Below are 14,640 nucleotides of genomic sequence, written 5' to 3' on the forward strand. Positions count from 1 at the left end.
GGCAGGGTGTGGGCGGGGTATCGGCGGATAGCGTCGGCGACGTCATTCGCCTACGGAGCGGGGGGACGAAGCGGCTTGAGCAGCCCGTCCAGCCCGTCGATCTTCAGCTCCAGGGTCAACTGCATCAGCCGCCCGAGTTCACCGGGCGGGAAGCCTTTCTTGTAGAACCACAGCAGGTACTCCTCCGGCAGGTCGACCAGCATCCGTCCCTGGTACTTGCCGAACGGCATCGGCGTCCTGGCGATCTTCAGCAGATGCTGCTTGTCCAGCATGGCGACCGCGCGGCGCGCTTACTTCTTGCCCTGGATGCGGCAGCTGCCGGCATCGAAGCGTTCGGTGGCGACCGGCTGGTTGGTCTTGTACTCGGTGAAGCTGTAGGTGAGGATCGCGCCGCGGGCGAGCAACTGGCGATAGCCGGTGTTGCTGCACACGCTATCGCCGAGCTGGCTGCGCACGCTGTCCGGGTTGGAGCGCATGCGCTCGGCGTGGCTGGCGCGTACGCTGAGGTGATTGATCAACTGGTTGCCTTCGACGGTGTAGCCCTGGTCGAGGATGTCTTCGTTGATGGCGCGGGGAGTGCCTACGCTGCTTTCCTTGGCCACTTTCTCCAGCATCTTGCTCAGTTCGAAATCCTTGAGCGAGGCGGCATGGGCGGCGGTGGGCAGGACGAAACAAAGGGCAAGGGCCATGAAGCGCGACATCGAAGATCTCCTGGGGCAATAAGCTGATTCGACCGATGGAGGGGGCGAATTGTTTCCGTCGGCCCATTCCCGGGACGGACGGTGGCGAATGGGCGCCATGTTACCGCGTTCGGGGCGGGGCACGGAAACGCAAAAGGGCGACCGAGGGTCGCCCTTTCGTCGATAGCGGTGCGGATCAGCGCAGCTTGATCTCTGTCCAGAGCTTGTTCAGGGCGCGTCGCTGGCGCGAGTTCAGGTCCTTCAGCGGCTCCAGCCTGGCCTGGGTGGTGGCGTCCGGGAACAGGGCGGCGAGCGTCTTGATTTCCGGCTTGATGAAGGGCAGGGCGGCGGCGTTGGGCGTGCCAGTACCGATCTGGTTGGTCAGCTCGGAAGCGTTCCGACCGTCGAGCATGAAGTCGATGAAGCGGTAGGCCAGGTCAGGGTTCTTCGAGCCCTTGTGGATCACCATGTTGTCGATGGCCAGCACCGCACCTTGGCGGGGCAGGGCGAAGTCGACCTTGAAGGCGCGGCCGGCAGCCTCCGCGTCGGCCCTGGCCTGGTACATGTCGCTGGAGTAGCCATGGGCGACCCAGATGTTGCCCAGGGTCAGCTCCTTGATATAGCTCGACGAGTTGAACGCGGCCCAGTACGGCTTGGCCGCGAGGATCAGCGCCTGGGCTTCCTTCCAGTGCTGCGGGTCGGTGTCGTTGGCGGAGTGACCGAGGTACTTCAGGGCGGCGCCGAACAGTTCCTGCGGGTCGTCCATCACCGTGACCCTGCCCTTGATCTTCTCCAGGACCGCCGGGTCGAAGATCACCGACCAGTCGGCGGGGTCGATGCCCAGTTTGTCCAGCTCGGTCTTGTTGTAGCCGACCAGGGTGGTGGTGAAGGCGTAGGGCAGGGAATAGCGGTTGCCCTTGTCGAAATCCTTGTCGAGGTAGCCCGCGGCCTCGTTGCTCAGGTTCGCCAGGCGACTCTTGTCCAGCTCCAGCAGGTCGCCCTTGCGGATCAGCGCCTCGACCGCGTTCTGGGTCGGGATGATCACGTCGTAGCCGCTGGCCCCGGCGGCCAGCTTGGCCATCATTTCCTCGGTGCCGGAATAGAACTCCTGCACCAGCTCGCAGCCACATTGCTGTTCGAAGCGTTTCACTGTGTCCTCGGCGATGTAGTCATTCCAGTTGAACAGATACAGCTTCTCGGCGGCGGTGGCCTGGGCGGCTCCTGCCATGAGGGTTGCGACGAGCAACAGCTTTTTCATCATGGTTCCTTGTTACGGGGTGGCAGGGCTCCGGAAACCGGAGCAGGGCAAGGCCGCGGGCCTCTCCGGGAGGCCCGCGGGTTTCGGCGGATCAATGGCCCTTGATGGCGCTGGGGGAGAGTTTCGAGGCGATCACGATCAGCACCAGGGTGAGCAGCATCAGCAGGGTGGAGACGGCGTTCACTTCGGGCGTCACGGCGATCTTGATCATGGTGTAGATCTGCGTCGGCAGGGTGGCGAAGCCGCCGCCGGCGGTGAAGAAGGTGATCACGAAGTCGTCGATGGACAGGGTGAAGGCCATCAGCGCGCCGGCGACGATGCCCGGCATGATCAGCGGCAGGGTCACCAGGCGGAAGCTCTGCCAGGGCGTGGCACCGAGGTCGCGGGCCGCCTCGGTGAGGCTTTCGTCCATGCCCGACATGCGCGCCTGCACCACCAGGGCGACGAAGCCGACCGAGAAGGTGATGTGCGCGAGGGTCACCGAGAGCATGCCCAGGCTCATGTTCAGGCCGATGAAGAAGATCACCAGCGAGACTCCCATCAGGAGTTCCGGAATGGCGATCGGGGTCAGCACCAGCAGGGGCAGCACGCGCAGCTTGAAGCGATGCAGGGCGACCCCGGCGAGGGTGCCGAGCAGGGTCGCCACGCTGGCCGAAACCAGCGCGATGACCAGCGAGTTGGCGGCGGCCTGGAGCATGTCGCGATTGCCGAACAGCTTGCGGTACCAGTCCAGGGTGAAGCCGACCCACTCGGCGTTCAGTCGCGAGTCGTTGAAGGAGTACAGCACCACGATCACCAGCGGTACGTAGAGGAACAGGTACACCAGCGCGGTGGCGCTCCAGAGCAGGTAGGGCCTACGCATGGGCGCCTCCCTTGCGGGCGCGCGCGGCGCCCATGCCGAGGGCGACCAGCAGCAGGATGCAGCCGGTCAGGGCGATCGACAGCGCGCTGCCGAACGGCCAGTCGCGGGAGTCGAGGAACTGGCTCTTGATCAGGTTGCCGATCATGATGCCGTCGGTACCGCCGACCAGGTCGGGGATGGCGAACATTCCCAGCACCGGGATGAATACCAGTGCCGCGCCGGCGGCCACGCCCGGCAGCGAGAGCGGGAAGGTCACCCGCCAGAAGCGTTGCCAACGACCGGCGCCGAGGTCCTGGGCGGCGTCCAGCAGGGCCGGGTCGTGTTTCTCCAGGTTGGCGTAGAGCGGCAGGATCATGAACGGCAGGTGCACGTAGACCATGCACAGGATCACCGCGAACGGGGTGAACATCAGGCTGATCGGCTGCGCGCCGAACAGGTCCTGCGCGGCGTTGATCCCGCGGGTCAGGGCACCGGACGGCGAGAGGATGATCATCCAGGCGTAGACGCGTACCAGCAGGTTGCTCCAGAACGGCAGGATCACCAGCAGGATCAGCAGGTTGCGCCACTTCGCCGGGGCCCGGGCGAGGGTGGTCGCCACCGGGTAGGCGAGCAGCAGGCAGGCCAGGGTGGTGACCAGGGCGTAGCCGAAGGATTTGACGAACAGTTGCAGGTACACCCAGCTCTCGGTGAGCCGGGTGTAGTTCTCCACGCTGAGGTCGTAGACGGTCTGCCCGTCCTCGCTGTACATCCAGGGCGCCAGGCCGCCGTAGTCGCCGGGAAAGCGGAACGAGGCGAACAGCATGATCAGCGCCGGAACCAGGAAGAAGAACAGCAGATACGCTTGCGGCGGCCAGACCAGCAGCCACTTGCCGAGGTTCTTTCTCATCGTCTCAGGCCCTGACCAGGTGGCCGGCATCGAAGCGCCAGGCGGCTTCCACCGCGTCGCCCACCTCGAAGAACTTGGCCCGGCCGGGCGTGGCGTTGGGCAGCAGGGTTTCCAGGCGCTCGCCGTTCTCCAGCTCGACGATGTACAGGGTCACGTCGCCCAGGTAGAGCAGTTCGGCGACGCGGCCGCGGAAGTGCACCTCGTCGCTGTCGGCGGTGACGCTCTGCGCCAGGCGGATCTTCTCCGGCCGCAGGGTCAGCACGCAGGCCTCGCCGGGCTGGGCGTCGAAGGATTTCAGCGCCTGGACCTCGCCCAGGCCCCGGAGATCGATGCGCACGCGTTCGCCGTCGACCGCCTCGACTGTGGCGTCGAGCAAGTTGCACTGGCCGATGAAGTCGGCGACGAAACGACTGCGCGGGAAGCTGTAGATGGTTTCCGGGGCGTCCAGCTGCTCCACCCGGCCCTGGTTCATCACCGCGATGCGGTGCGACAGCGCCAGGGCTTCGCCCTGATCGTGGGTGACATAGACGAAGGTGATGCCGACGTCCTTCTGCAGGTTGATCAGTTCGATCTGCATTTCTTCGCGCAGCTTGGCGTCCAGCGCCGACAGCGGTTCGTCGAGCAGCAGCAGGCGCGGCCGGTTGACCAGCGCGCGGGCGATCGCCACGCGCTGGCGCTGGCCGCCGGAAAGCTGTGTCGGCATACGCCCGCCCTTGTCCGCCAGGCGCACGTCCTTCAGGGCTTGTTCGACGCGGGCGTCGATCTCGCTCTTCGCCACTCCGGCCATCTTCAGCGGGAAGGCGATGTTCTGCGCCACGCTCATGTGCGGGAACAGCGCGTAGCTCTGGAACACCGTATGCACCGGGCGCTTCTCCGGCTCGACGCCGGCGAGGTCCTGGCCGTTGAGGCGGATCTCGCCGCTGTCCGGCTGGTCGAAGCCGGCGAGCATGCGCAGGAGGGTGGTCTTGCCGCACCCGGAAGGGCCGAGGAGGGTGAAGAATTCGCCGGTGTTGATCGTCAGGCTGACATTGTCGACGGCGGTGAAGTCGCCGAAGCGGCGGGTCACGTTGCGGATCTCGAGCAAGGGGGGCGTCACTCGTCTGGAGAGGCAGTAAGGTCAGCGGGCGGAGCCGGCTGCCCGGTGTCGAAAAAGGGGGCGGATTATAGGGATCGCATCCCGCTCTAACTAGACGTCTGAGGCCCCTGTGAAGAATTTTTTTTCGCGGCCTCGGAAGTTGTCCGACAAAGCAGGAGCCACGCGGGCTCTGATAGAATTTCGCGGTCGCTTTCCAGCCCGTTTCCTCGAGTCTTCGATGTTCCTTCGCCCGTCCTTTCCGTATCGGGAGCCTGCCCGATGAGCCATGCCGTTTTCCGCTTGCGCCAGGAGCGCCTGGCGCGCAGCCTGAAACCCTTCGTCGCGCGCGGTTCGCGCATGCCGCGCTGCGAAGGCTGTCGGCTGCTGCCGAGCTATTGCATGTGCGCCTGGCGGCCGCGGGTCGAGGCGCGCGCAGGCATGTGCCTGGTCATGCACGACATCGAGGCGCTGAAACCGACCAACACCGGCTGGCTGATCGCCGATACCGTGGCCGACACCTTCGCCTTCGGCTGGTCGCGCACCGAGGTCGACCCGCGCTTGCTGGAGTTGCTGGCCGACCCGCAGTGGCAGCCATACCTGGTGTTCCCCGGCGAATACGTGGCGGCGGAGCGGGTGGTGAACGAGGTCGCCCCGCTGGTGGAAGGCAAGCGACCGCTGTTCATCCTGCTCGACGCGACCTGGACCGAGGCGCGCAAGATGTTCCGCAAGAGTCCCTACCTGGAGCCGTTCCCGGTGCTCAGCCTGCTGCCCGAGCAGCTCTCGCGCTATCGCCTGCGTCGCTCGACCCGTGGCGAGCACCTGTGCACCGCCGAAGTGGCGGCGCTGTGCCTGGAGCTGGCTGGCGACGAGGCCGCGGGCGAGGCGCTCGGCGCCTACCTGGAGGTGTTCAGCGAGCGTTATCTGGGCGCCAAGCGGCACATTCCGCTGGACGAGGCCAGCCCGGCGCACCGTGCCCTGGCGCCGTTCCGTGGCTGAGTGTCAGGCCGGGCGCACTTCGGCGGCGAGCTTGCGCGGCCACAACTGCGCCACCAGCATGCCCGCCAGCATCAGCGCGCAACCGAAATAGCCGCGCAGGTGCAGGGTCTCGGCGAGGAACAGGGCGCCGGCGATGGCGGCGAACACCGCTTCCAGGGACAGGATGATCGCCGCATGGGAAGCGATGGCGTGCTTCTGCGCCACCACCTGCAGGGTGAAGCCGGTGCCGACGCCGAGCAGGCCGCCGTATAGCAGGGCGGGACCGGCCTGGACGATGGCGTCCCAGTGGATTTCCTCGAAGACCAGTGCCAGCAGCAGGCTGACCGCCGCGCAGGTGGCGAACTGCAGGAAGGCCAGGCGGATCGGGTCGTAGCGGCTGGCGAACAGGCCTACCAGCAGGACGTGCGCGCCCCAGACCACCGCGCCGGCCAGTTGCAGCCAGTCGCCGGAGGCGACCTGGAAGCCCGGGCCGATGCTCAGCAGGGCCATGCCGAGCACCGCCAGCGACGCCCCCAGCCAGGTGCCCGCGCCGGTGCGCTGGCCGAACAGCAGGCCGAGCAACGGCACGACGATCACGTAGAGCCCGGTGATGAAGCCGGAGTTGGTCACGCTGGTGAACAGCAGGCCGACCTGCTGCAGGTTGATCCCGGTGGTCAGGGCGACGCCGAGGATCACACCGGCGAGCAACTGTCCGCGATTGAAGGGTTGCGCGCCGTCGCGTCGCGAGCGCAGCATCAGCAGTGGCACCAGCACCAGGGCACCGAGGACGAAGCGCAGGCCGGTATAGAGGAACGGCCCGATGGCGTCCATCCCCAGGCGCTGGGCGACGAACGACACCCCCCAGATCATGGCGGTGATCAGCATCAGGACATCGGCACGCAGGGCTTGGCTTCGCATGGCTCGCTCGACGGGGCGGGGAGGGTCCGCCACTCTGCCAGCAAGCCGGGGTGTTTGAAAAGACGAACGCGGTGTACGAGGTATCCCTCATTCGGCTTGACCGGCCCGCCCTCGGTCGGCATCCTGAGCGCCGCCTCGGCTGGGCCGAACAAACTAGGACATGTCATGGCTTCTTACGAGATCCTGATCGCCGACGATCACCCCCTGTTTCGCAGCGCTTTGCACCAGGCCCTCACCCTCGGGCTGGGCCCCGACGTGCGCCTGGTGGAAGCCGCCAGCATCGCCGAACTGGAAGCGCGGCTGAACGAGAAGGCCGATTGGGATCTGGTCCTGCTGGACCTCAACATGCCGGGGGCCTATGGCTTCTCCGGCCTGGTGCTGTTGCGCGGGCAATACCCGCAGGTGCCGGTGGTGATGATCTCGGCACAGGAGGAGGCCGCGGTGGTGCAGCGCTCCCGCGAGTTCGGCGCCAGCGGCTTCATTCCCAAGTCCAGTCCGCTGGAAACCCTGCAGCAGGCGGTGCGCGCGGTGCTCGACGGGGACACCTGGTGGCCGCCGCAGGATGCCGCCGCCGAAGCCCTCAGCGAGGAGGCCAAGGCCGCCAGCGCCGGGCTCGCCAGCCTCACCCCGCAACAGTTCAGGGTACTCACCATGGTCTGCGAAGGGTTGCTGAACAAGCAGATCGCCTACGACCTGAACGTTTCCGAGGCGACGGTGAAGGCCCACGTCACGGCGATCTTCCGCAAGCTCAACGTGCGCACCCGGACCCAGGCCGCGCTGCTGCTGCAACAAATGGAGACGGTTCCCGCTTCTCATTGAGAGACGGCTTAACGCTTTTTTGACCAGCCGGCGGCTAGACTGCCGGCCTTCCGAATCGATGAGAACCCGACGTGTCGCCTTCCCCCTTCAAAGGCCAGACCGGCCTCAAGCGTATCCTCAACGCCACCGGCTATTCCCTCGCAGGTTTCCTCGCCGCCTTCCGCGGTGAAGCCGCCTTCCGCCAACTGGTGCTGCTCAACGTGGTGCTGATCCCGGTGGCCTTCCTCCTCGACGTCAGCCGCGGCGAACGCGCGCTGATGATCGCGGTGTGCCTGCTGGCGCTGATCGTCGAGCTGCTCAACTCGGCGATCGAGGCCACCGTCGACCGCGTCTCGCTGGAACGCCACCCTCTGTCGAAGAATGCCAAGGACATGGGCAGCGCCGCGCAGTTCGTGGCCCTCACCGTGATCACCGTGACCTGGGCGACCATCCTGCTGGGCTGATCTACGCGGACATGAAAAAGCCGGAGGCAGCGATGCCTCCGGCTTTTTCTTGCGTGCGAGGGCGGCGGCTCAGGCCGCCGCGTCGAAGCTGTCGGCCCGCGCCATGTTCCACATGCGCTCGTAGAACTCGCCCTCGATCTTGCCGGAAAGCAGTTCGCCCGGCTTGAGGAAGTAGTGCAGCTGCGAGAACAGGCGGATCTCGGTGTCGGTGATGCGTCGCACCAGGTGCTTGGCTTCGATCTGCGAGGGATGTTCCAGGCCCGCCGCGGCGAGCATCTCGGCCAGGCCCTTGAGGGTGTTGCGATGGAAGTTGCGCACCCGCTCGGCCTTGTCCGGCACCACCAGCGCGCGCTGGCGCAGCGGGTCCTGGGTGGCGACGCCGGTCGGGCACTTGTTGGTATGGCAGCTCTGCGACTGGATGCAGCCGATGGCGAACATGAAGCCGCGCGCCGAGTTGGCCCAATCCGCGCCGGTGGCCAGGACGCTGGCGATATCGAAGGCGCTGACGATCTTGCCGCTGGCGCCGACCTTGATCTTGTCGCGCAGGTTGAGGCCGACCAGGGTGTTGTGGACGAACAGCAGGCCTTCGCGCAGCGGCACGCCGATATGGTCGGTGAACTCCAGCGGCGCCGCGCCGGTGCCGCCTTCCTTACCGTCGACGACGATGAAGTCGGGGAGGATGCCGGTCTCCAGCATGGCCTTGGCGATGCCCATGAACTCCCATGGATGGCCCAGGCAGAACTTGAAGCCGACCGGCTTGCCGCCGGACAGTTCGCGCAGCTGGGCGATGAACTGCATCAGCTCGATCGGCGTGGAGAAGGCGCTGTGGCGCGACGGCGAAACGCAATCCTCACCCATCGGCACGCCACGGGTGGCGGCGATCTCGGGGGTGACCTTGTGCTTGGGCAGGATACCGCCGTGTCCCGGCTTGGCGCCCTGGCTGAGCTTGATCTCGATCATCTTCACCTGCGGGTCGAGGGCCTGGGCGGCGAAGCGCTCAGGGTCGAACTTGCCATCGCGGGTGCGGCACCCGAAGTAGCCGCTGCCCAGTTCCCAGACCAGGTCGCCGCCGTTCTCGCGGTGATAGGGGCTGATGCTGCCCTCGCCGGTGTCGTGGTAGAAGTTGCCCATCTGCGCGCCACGGTTCAGCGAGCGAATGGCGTTGGCGCTGAGGGCGCCGAAACTCATCGCCGAGACGTTGAACAGCGAAGCGGAGTACGGCTTGCTGCATTGTGGCCCGCCGATGTCGACGCGGAACTCGCAGGGATCGCTGAGCGGCGCCGGACGCATCGAGTGGCTGATGAATTCGTAGCCTGCGGTGTACACGTCGATCAGGGTGCCGAAGGGCTTCTCCGAGCTTTCGTTCTTCGCCCGCGAGTAGACCAGCGAGCGCTGGGCGCGGGAGAAGGGCAGGGCGTCGCCGTCGGCTTCCAGCAGGTACTGGCGGATCTCCGGGCGGATGCCTTCCACCAGATAGCGGATGTTGCCCAGGATCGGATAGTTGCGGCGCACCGCGTGGGGCGTCTGGATCAGGTCGAACAGGCCGAGCAGGCTCAGGGCCACGCCCAGGAGGGTGAACGGCCAGAGCCATTCGGTGCTGCCGAGGAACGGCAGGCTGAGCAAGGTGAACAGGGCGATACAGGCGAAAAACGCATAGCGACTGAGTAGCGACAGATTCATCATGTCTCCAATCTTCAGGCTTCGGTTCAAAATGGTAGTCACCTTCTTCGAGGCGTCTACGACGGGTTCCCCCCGCGCTAACCAAGCGCTGATTATGGGAAACAAACGGGGATAGAAAGCAAGCTAATAATTGTGTCTGGATGGTCGAGCGGCCGAATGGTCGCCGGGAACTCTTTCCGGAGTTGCGAATTATTCTTATCGGAGTAATATGTAACTATATAACATTATGTAGGAGGCATCCCCATGAAACCCGGCATCCATCCCGAATACCGTCCCGTCCTGTTCCATGACACCTCGGCCGACGTGTACTTCCTGATCGGCTCCACCGCGGAGACCGACAAGACCCATACCCATACCGACGGCAAGACCTATCCCTACGTGACGCTGGACGTTTCCAGCGCCTCGCACCCGGTCTACACCGGCGAACAGCGCAAGACCAAGAGCGAAGGCCGCGTGGCCGGGTTCAACAAGCGTTTCGCCGGCTTCGTCGGCGGCAAGGGGGCCTGATGAAAGTCCTCGCCTCGCTGAAACAGGCCAAGCTGCGCCATCGCGATTGCCAGGTGGTGAAGCGCCGTGGCCGGCTCTACGTGATCTGCAAGTCGAATCCGCGCTTCAAGTGCGTGCAGGGCCGGCCGAAGCCGAAGATCAAGCGCCGCTGAGCGGCGACGGGACGGTCGCCCGTCCCGTCAGCCCTGGGCCTGGAGGAACAGGCCGAACAGCTCGGACTGCGACTTGATGCCGAGCTTGCCGTACATGTGCTTGCGGTGGACCTTCACGGTTTCCGCCGAGATCGCCAGCTTGCGGGCGATCTCCTTGCTCGAGCAGCCGCTGAGCATCAGCCTGCCGACCTCCAGTTCGCGCGCCGTCAGCGGCGTGCCCATCTGCTCCGCGACCTTCTCCAGCGAACCCTGCCAGCCCGGCTCCGGCGCCGCAGGGCTGTTCAACACTTCGTCCTCGAAGGCCAGGCGCTGGCGCATCAGCCCGGCCACCCAGGGCCGCACCAGACCGAGCACGGCGAGTTGCTCGGGGGTGAAGCGGCGCCGCGAGCCGAGCGACAGGCAGAGGGTGCGTTCGCCGGAGAGCTGGACGTTGATCTGGATTTCATCGGCCACCACGTTGAGGCGGAAGTAACGCTGGTAGTAATCGGTCTGCTCGAAGCATTCCGGTGCCACGTCGGCCAGACGGAACAGGCCGCTGCACGGGTTCTCGCGGCTGGCGATGTAGAACGGGTCGAGCAGGTAGAGGCCTCGCAGGTAGTCCTGGAACAGCGGGTCCGGCCCGCCGTCGGCGCCCGGGCATTCGGCGAACACCTGTGGCCGGCCCTGGCTGAACAGCAGGGCCACCCAGCTGTCGAACGGAACGTACTGTTCGAGCAGGCGTACCAGGCGAATCCAGAAGTCCGGCGCATCCAGCGCCTCGACCAGTTGCCCGACGGAGCGGTGCCAGGCGATGTCCTGCAAGGTGAAACTCATCTTCTACCCCTGTTGGGTTAACCCTCGGACGTAATTATCGGCGCGGGGAACGCCAAGCATACTGTGCCGACCCCTGCATACGAACAGCGCGCGTGCCGAACAGCGCCGAGAACAACAAGGAATTCCGATGAAAGTCGAACTCGTCCAGATCGCCGGTCGCGATGGCGACACCGCGCACAACCTGGAACGCGCCCTGGCGGCCATCGCCGACTGTGCGGCGGACACCGAACTGGTGGTGTTCCCGGAAACCCACCTGACCGGCTTCCCCAGCGAAGACAACATCGCCGCCCTCGCCGAGCCGCTCGACGGCCCGACGGTCAGCGCGGTGCAGCGCGTCGCCCGTGAACGTAACGTTTCTGTGGCGATCGGCATCGCCGAGGCGGACGCCGGCCGCTATTACAACACCACCCTGCTGATCGCTCCCGACGGCATCGCCCTGAAATACCGCAAGACCCACCTGTGGGCCTCCGACCGCGGCATCTTCACGCCTGGCGACCGCTACGCCACCGCCCTGTGGAACGGCATCCGGGTCGGCCTGCTGGTGTGCTTCGACATCGAGTTCCCGGAAAGCGCGCGGGCCCTCGGCCAACTGGGTGCGGAACTGATCATCGTGACCAATGGCAACATGGACCCCTATGGCCCCACCCATCGCACCGCGATCATGGCCCGCGCCATGGAAAACCAGGCCTACGCGGTGATGGTCAACCGCGTCGGGCATGGCGACGGCGGGCTGGTCTTCGCCGGCGGCAGCGCGGTGGTCGATCCCTACGGCCAGTTGCTCTGCGAGGCCGGGCGCGAAGAATGCCGGCAGATCGTCGAACTGGACCTCGGCCGGTTGCAGGATGCGCGTCGGGACTACCGTTACCTCGAAGAGCGTCGCCTGGTCCTGCCCGGCGAGCGCCGCGAGCACCCGGACGGCCTGCGCGAGCTGCTGATTCCCTGATTCACCGCGGCGCGACAGGAGCGTCGCGTCGTCCTCCGTCCGCCAGCGAGCGGGCGAGGACCGGCCCGGAAAGCCGTAGCACAACGATGGGCGCCCGAGCGTCCGCCGGTCTCCCGGGTGAGGGGAGGCCCCTGCGTCCCGCGGCCTGGCCGGCTGCGGGCCACTGCCATAACAAACGATAATTCCGGAGTAAGCAGTAATGGCCAGACTCAAGCGCACCCTGTCGCTGGGTTCCGTGGTGCTGTTCGGCATCGCCTACATGACCCCCATCATCGTCCTCGGGACTTTCGGCATCCTCGCCGAGACCACCCAGGGACACGTCCCCGCCGCCTACATCGCCGCTTCCCTGGCGATGCTCTTCACCGCCCTCAGCTACGGGCGCATGGCCGCGGCCTTCCCCGTGGCCGGCTCGGCCTATACCTACGTGCGCAAGGCCATCGATTCCCGGCTCGGCTTCATCGCCGGCTGGGCGGTGCTGCTCGACTACCTGTTCCTGCCGATGGCGATCTGGCTGATCGGCGCCGCCTACCTGCACTCGGCCTTTCCCGCGGTACCCAACGCGGTCTGGGTGCTGGCGTTCATCGGCGTGACCACGACGATCAACATCGTCGGCCTGCGCCTGGCGAAGAACGTCAATGGCCTGCTGATGCTGGTGCAGTTCCTGGTCCTCGGCGCCTTCGTCGCACTCTGCGTGCACTACGTGCTGGGCGACCCGGGCAAGCCGTTATGGTCACTGCAACCGTTGCTCGGTGGCGACCTGCAGGTGCCGCTGGTGATGAGCGGTGCGGCGATCGCCTGCTACTCGTTCCTCGGTTTCGACGCGGTCAGTACCCTGACCGAGGAAACCCGCGACCCGCGGCGCAACATCCCGCGGGCGATCCTGCTGATCACCCTGCTGGGCGGGCTGATCTTCATCGTCACCTCGTACTTCGTGCAACTGGCGCACCCGTCGTTCGCCTTCGACAGCGCGGACTCGGCGGCCTACGAGATCGCCCGCAACATCGGTGGCGACCTGTTCGTGACCTTCTTCCTGGTCGGCCTGATCGTCGGCCAGTTCACCTCCGGCCTCTCGGCCCAGGCCAGCGCCTCGCGCCTGCTCTTCGCCATGGGCCGCGACGGCGTCCTTCCGCGGCCGTTCTTCGGGCGTCTCGGCAAGCGCTTCGAGACGCCGGTGAACAGCATCGTCCTGTGCGGCGTGGTGGCCCTGCTGGCGCTGCAGATGGACGTGACCACCTCCACCTCGTTCATCAACTTCGGCGCCTTCCTCGCCTTCAGCCTGGTCAACCTGTCGGTGGTCTTCCACTACTACCTTGGCGCCGAGCGCCGCGGCCCACGGGAAACCCTGTTGTTCCTGGTATTCCCTGGCATCGGCCTGGTCGCCGACCTGTGGCTGATGGCCAGCCTCGACCATCTGGCGATCATCCTCGGCCTCTGCTGGCTGGCGCTGGGCGCGGTGTACCTGGCGGCGATCACCCACGGTTTCCGCGAGCAGCCGCCGGAGATGCGTTTCGAGGAGGGCTGAGAAAGAATCGACGCCCGTTTCGCGGCGGCAAGGCGCAGGCTCCTGGCCTAGAGTGGCTATCCATCGCCTCCCTGGTTCCGGAGCCGGCCATGTCCGACGCAGCGTTGTTCCTTCCCCTTCCCGATGACGACACCCTGTATGCCGCGCTGTTGGCGCGCGACCCCGCCTACGATGGCTTCGCCTTCGTCGGGGTGAAGAGCACCGGGGTGTTCTGCCGCCTGACCTGCCCGGCGCGCAAGCCGAAGCGCGAGAACACCCTGTTCTTCGATTCGATCAAGGGCTGCGTCGAGGCCGGCTTCCGACCCTGCCTGCGTTGCCGGCCGCTGGAGCGGCTCGGCACGCAGGGGCCGCTGGTCAGCGACCTGCTCCAGCGCCTCGGTCGGCAACCGCAGCGGCGCTGGTTCGAAGACGACCTGGCGGCGCTGGGCTATGACCCGTCCACCGTGCGCCGTGCCTTCAAGCGCGAGTTCGGCGTGACCTTTCTGGAAATGGCTCGCCTGCGCCGTCTTGGCCAGGTCGCCGAGCGGCTGTCCTCGGGCGCGCGGGTGATCGACGCGCAACTGGATGCCAGCTTCGACTCTGACAGCGGCTTCCGTAGCGCCTTCGCGCGCCTGCTGGGCGAGCCGCCGTCGCAGTTGCGCGGGCGCGAGCTGCTCAAGGCGGACTGGCTGCAGACCCCGCTCGGCGCCATGCTCGCGGTGGCCGATGCGCAGGCCCTGCACCTGCTGGAATTCTTCGACCGCCCGGCGTTGAGCGGGGAGCTGAAACGCCTGCAGAAGAGCAGCGGATCGAGCATCGGTTTCGGCCGTTTCGCCTCCATCGACAGGATCGAGGCGGAACTCGCCGACTACTTCGGCGGTACTCCAGTGCGCTTCCAGACCCCGTTGGCGCTGAACGCCTCGGCCTTCACCCGCACGGTCTGGCAGGCGCTGCGCGAGGTACCGTGCGGCAGCACGCAGAGCTACGCCGGGCTGGCCAGGTCCATCGGCTCGCCGTCGTCGGTGCGCGCCGTGGCCCGCGCCAACGGAGCCAACCAGATCGCCATCGTGATTCCCTGCCACCGCGTCATCGGTTCGGACGGTTCCCTGACCGGCTATGGCGGTGGCC

At 66.3% G+C, this 14,640-nt stretch carries 17 protein-coding genes; 8 read left to right on the top strand and 9 right to left on the bottom strand.

The annotated features are described in order from the left end of the window. Nucleotides 1-50 precede the first annotated feature (50 nt). The 6 genes from FFS27_RS15835 to FFS27_RS15860 all read right to left on the bottom strand — a co-directional run bounded on the left by FFS27_RS15835 (nucleotide 51) and on the right by FFS27_RS15860 (nucleotide 4,782). Nucleotides 51-272, bottom strand: a complete 222-nt coding sequence (locus FFS27_RS15835) for a DUF3820 family protein (protein ID WP_003092249.1) — start codon at nucleotides 270-272, stop codon at nucleotides 51-53. 18 nt (nucleotides 273-290) lie between these two features. After that, nucleotides 291-701 carry a quorum-sensing-regulated virulence factor family protein gene (locus tag FFS27_RS15840; RefSeq protein WP_003092248.1) on the bottom strand — a complete coding sequence of 137 codons (411 nt, stop codon included), beginning with the start codon at nucleotides 699-701 and terminating at the stop codon, nucleotides 291-293. Nucleotides 702-876: 175 nt separating this feature from the next. After that, nucleotides 877-1,941: a polyamine ABC transporter substrate-binding protein gene (locus FFS27_RS15845; protein WP_017002184.1), complete on the bottom strand. Its 1,065-nt coding sequence runs from the start codon at nucleotides 1,939-1,941 to the stop codon at nucleotides 877-879. An 88-nt stretch (nucleotides 1,942-2,029) separates the two neighbouring features. Beyond that, nucleotides 2,030-2,800: an ABC transporter permease gene (locus FFS27_RS15850; protein ID WP_003092244.1), complete on the bottom strand. Its 771-nt coding sequence runs from the start codon at nucleotides 2,798-2,800 to the stop codon at nucleotides 2,030-2,032. Then, nucleotides 2,793-3,686, bottom strand: a complete 894-nt coding sequence (locus tag FFS27_RS15855; protein WP_058133420.1) for an ABC transporter permease — start codon at nucleotides 3,684-3,686, stop codon at nucleotides 2,793-2,795. The genes FFS27_RS15850 and FFS27_RS15855 overlap by 8 nt, the downstream gene beginning before the upstream one ends. Before the next feature lie 4 nt (nucleotides 3,687-3,690). Continuing rightward, nucleotides 3,691-4,782 carry an ABC transporter ATP-binding protein gene (locus tag FFS27_RS15860; RefSeq protein WP_003119359.1) on the bottom strand — a complete coding sequence of 364 codons (1,092 nt, stop codon included), beginning with the start codon at nucleotides 4,780-4,782 and terminating at the stop codon, nucleotides 3,691-3,693. 258 nt (nucleotides 4,783-5,040) lie between these two features. On the opposite strand from FFS27_RS15860, the gene FFS27_RS15865 reads away from it, so the two are divergent. After that, nucleotides 5,041-5,757 carry a tRNA-uridine aminocarboxypropyltransferase gene (locus FFS27_RS15865; RefSeq protein WP_021265156.1) on the top strand — a complete coding sequence of 239 codons (717 nt, stop codon included), beginning with the start codon at nucleotides 5,041-5,043 and terminating at the stop codon, nucleotides 5,755-5,757. Nucleotides 5,758-5,760: 3 nt separating this feature from the next. Here FFS27_RS15865 and FFS27_RS15870 read toward each other — a convergent pair whose 3' ends face one another. Next, nucleotides 5,761-6,687: a DMT family transporter gene (locus FFS27_RS15870; RefSeq protein ID WP_021265155.1), complete on the bottom strand. Its 927-nt coding sequence runs from the start codon at nucleotides 6,685-6,687 to the stop codon at nucleotides 5,761-5,763. A gap of 132 nt (nucleotides 6,688-6,819) precedes the next feature. Here FFS27_RS15870 and erdR point away from each other — a divergent pair, with 132 nt between their 5' ends. After that, nucleotides 6,820-7,473, top strand: a complete 654-nt coding sequence (erdR, locus tag FFS27_RS15875; RefSeq protein WP_003092229.1) for a response regulator transcription factor ErdR — start codon at nucleotides 6,820-6,822, stop codon at nucleotides 7,471-7,473. Between the two features lie 71 nt (nucleotides 7,474-7,544). After that, on the top strand, nucleotides 7,545-7,916 hold the full coding sequence (locus tag FFS27_RS15880; protein WP_003092226.1) for a diacylglycerol kinase: 372 nt from the start codon (nucleotides 7,545-7,547) through the stop codon (nucleotides 7,914-7,916). A gap of 69 nt (nucleotides 7,917-7,985) precedes the next feature. On the opposite strand, the gene FFS27_RS15885 is transcribed toward FFS27_RS15880, so the two are convergent. Further along, on the bottom strand, nucleotides 7,986-9,596 hold the full coding sequence (locus tag FFS27_RS15885) for an FMN-binding glutamate synthase family protein (RefSeq protein WP_137952094.1): 1,611 nt from the start codon (nucleotides 9,594-9,596) through the stop codon (nucleotides 7,986-7,988). Nucleotides 9,597-9,839: 243 nt separating this feature from the next. Between FFS27_RS15885 and FFS27_RS15890 the strand changes: the two genes are divergently transcribed. Together FFS27_RS15890 and ykgO are read left to right on the top strand one after the other, a co-directional pair. Further along, on the top strand, nucleotides 9,840-10,103 hold the full coding sequence (locus FFS27_RS15890; RefSeq protein ID WP_003092213.1) for a type B 50S ribosomal protein L31: 264 nt from the start codon (nucleotides 9,840-9,842) through the stop codon (nucleotides 10,101-10,103). Beyond that, nucleotides 10,103-10,255 (top strand): type B 50S ribosomal protein L36, encoded by a 153-nt coding sequence (gene ykgO, locus FFS27_RS15895; protein WP_003092209.1) that lies wholly within the window; start codon nucleotides 10,103-10,105, stop codon nucleotides 10,253-10,255. The genes FFS27_RS15890 and ykgO overlap by 1 nt, the downstream gene beginning before the upstream one ends. A gap of 27 nt (nucleotides 10,256-10,282) precedes the next feature. Here ykgO and FFS27_RS15900 read toward each other — a convergent pair whose 3' ends face one another. Next, a complete protein-coding gene (locus FFS27_RS15900) occupies nucleotides 10,283-11,068 on the bottom strand; it encodes a helix-turn-helix transcriptional regulator (protein ID WP_003092207.1) in 786 nt (261 codons plus the stop codon). Nucleotides 11,069-11,195: 127 nt separating this feature from the next. Between FFS27_RS15900 and FFS27_RS15905 the strand changes: the two genes are divergently transcribed. From FFS27_RS15905 to FFS27_RS15915, 3 genes are all read left to right on the top strand, one after another. Then, nucleotides 11,196-12,011, top strand: coding sequence for a carbon-nitrogen hydrolase family protein (locus FFS27_RS15905; RefSeq protein WP_003092205.1), 816 nt, complete (start codon nucleotides 11,196-11,198; stop codon nucleotides 12,009-12,011). Between the two features lie 199 nt (nucleotides 12,012-12,210). After that, complete coding sequence (locus FFS27_RS15910; protein WP_003138044.1) at nucleotides 12,211-13,533, top strand: APC family permease; 1,323 nt, start codon at nucleotides 12,211-12,213, stop codon at nucleotides 13,531-13,533. A gap of 89 nt (nucleotides 13,534-13,622) precedes the next feature. Then, nucleotides 13,623-14,640 (top strand): bifunctional transcriptional activator/DNA repair enzyme AdaA (locus FFS27_RS15915; protein ID WP_137952093.1); only part of this gene is annotated, 1,018 nt, incomplete at its 3' end.

Source organism: Pseudomonas sp. 2VD, from assembly GCF_005503585.1.
Lineage (GTDB): Bacteria > Pseudomonadota > Gammaproteobacteria > Pseudomonadales > Pseudomonadaceae > Pseudomonas > Pseudomonas aeruginosa.

Excerpts from the sequence above, each read along its gene's own strand:
- FFS27_RS15835 (WP_003092249.1), bottom strand. The coding sequence starts at position 272 with ATGCTGGACAAGCAGCATCTGCTGAAGATCGCCAGGACGCCGATGCCG.
- FFS27_RS15840 (WP_003092248.1), bottom strand. The coding sequence starts at position 701 with ATGTCGCGCTTCATGGCCCTTGCCCTTTGTTTCGTCCTGCCCACCGCC.
- FFS27_RS15845 (WP_017002184.1), bottom strand. The coding sequence starts at position 1,941 with ATGATGAAAAAGCTGTTGCTCGTCGCAACCCTCATGGCAGGAGCCGCC.
- FFS27_RS15850 (WP_003092244.1), bottom strand. The coding sequence starts at position 2,800 with ATGCGTAGGCCCTACCTGCTCTGGAGCGCCACCGCGCTGGTGTACCTG.
- FFS27_RS15855 (WP_058133420.1), bottom strand. The coding sequence starts at position 3,686 with ATGAGAAAGAACCTCGGCAAGTGGCTGCTGGTCTGGCCGCCGCAAGCG.
- FFS27_RS15865 (WP_021265156.1), top strand. The coding sequence starts at position 5,041 with ATGAGCCATGCCGTTTTCCGCTTGCGCCAGGAGCGCCTGGCGCGCAGC.
- erdR (WP_003092229.1), top strand. The coding sequence starts at position 6,820 with ATGGCTTCTTACGAGATCCTGATCGCCGACGATCACCCCCTGTTTCGC.
- FFS27_RS15885 (WP_137952094.1), bottom strand. The coding sequence starts at position 9,596 with ATGAATCTGTCGCTACTCAGTCGCTATGCGTTTTTCGCCTGTATCGCC.
- FFS27_RS15890 (WP_003092213.1), top strand. The coding sequence starts at position 9,840 with ATGAAACCCGGCATCCATCCCGAATACCGTCCCGTCCTGTTCCATGAC.
- ykgO (WP_003092209.1), top strand. The coding sequence starts at position 10,103 with ATGAAAGTCCTCGCCTCGCTGAAACAGGCCAAGCTGCGCCATCGCGAT.
- FFS27_RS15900 (WP_003092207.1), bottom strand. The coding sequence starts at position 11,068 with ATGAGTTTCACCTTGCAGGACATCGCCTGGCACCGCTCCGTCGGGCAA.
- FFS27_RS15905 (WP_003092205.1), top strand. The coding sequence starts at position 11,196 with ATGAAAGTCGAACTCGTCCAGATCGCCGGTCGCGATGGCGACACCGCG.
- FFS27_RS15910 (WP_003138044.1), top strand. The coding sequence starts at position 12,211 with ATGGCCAGACTCAAGCGCACCCTGTCGCTGGGTTCCGTGGTGCTGTTC.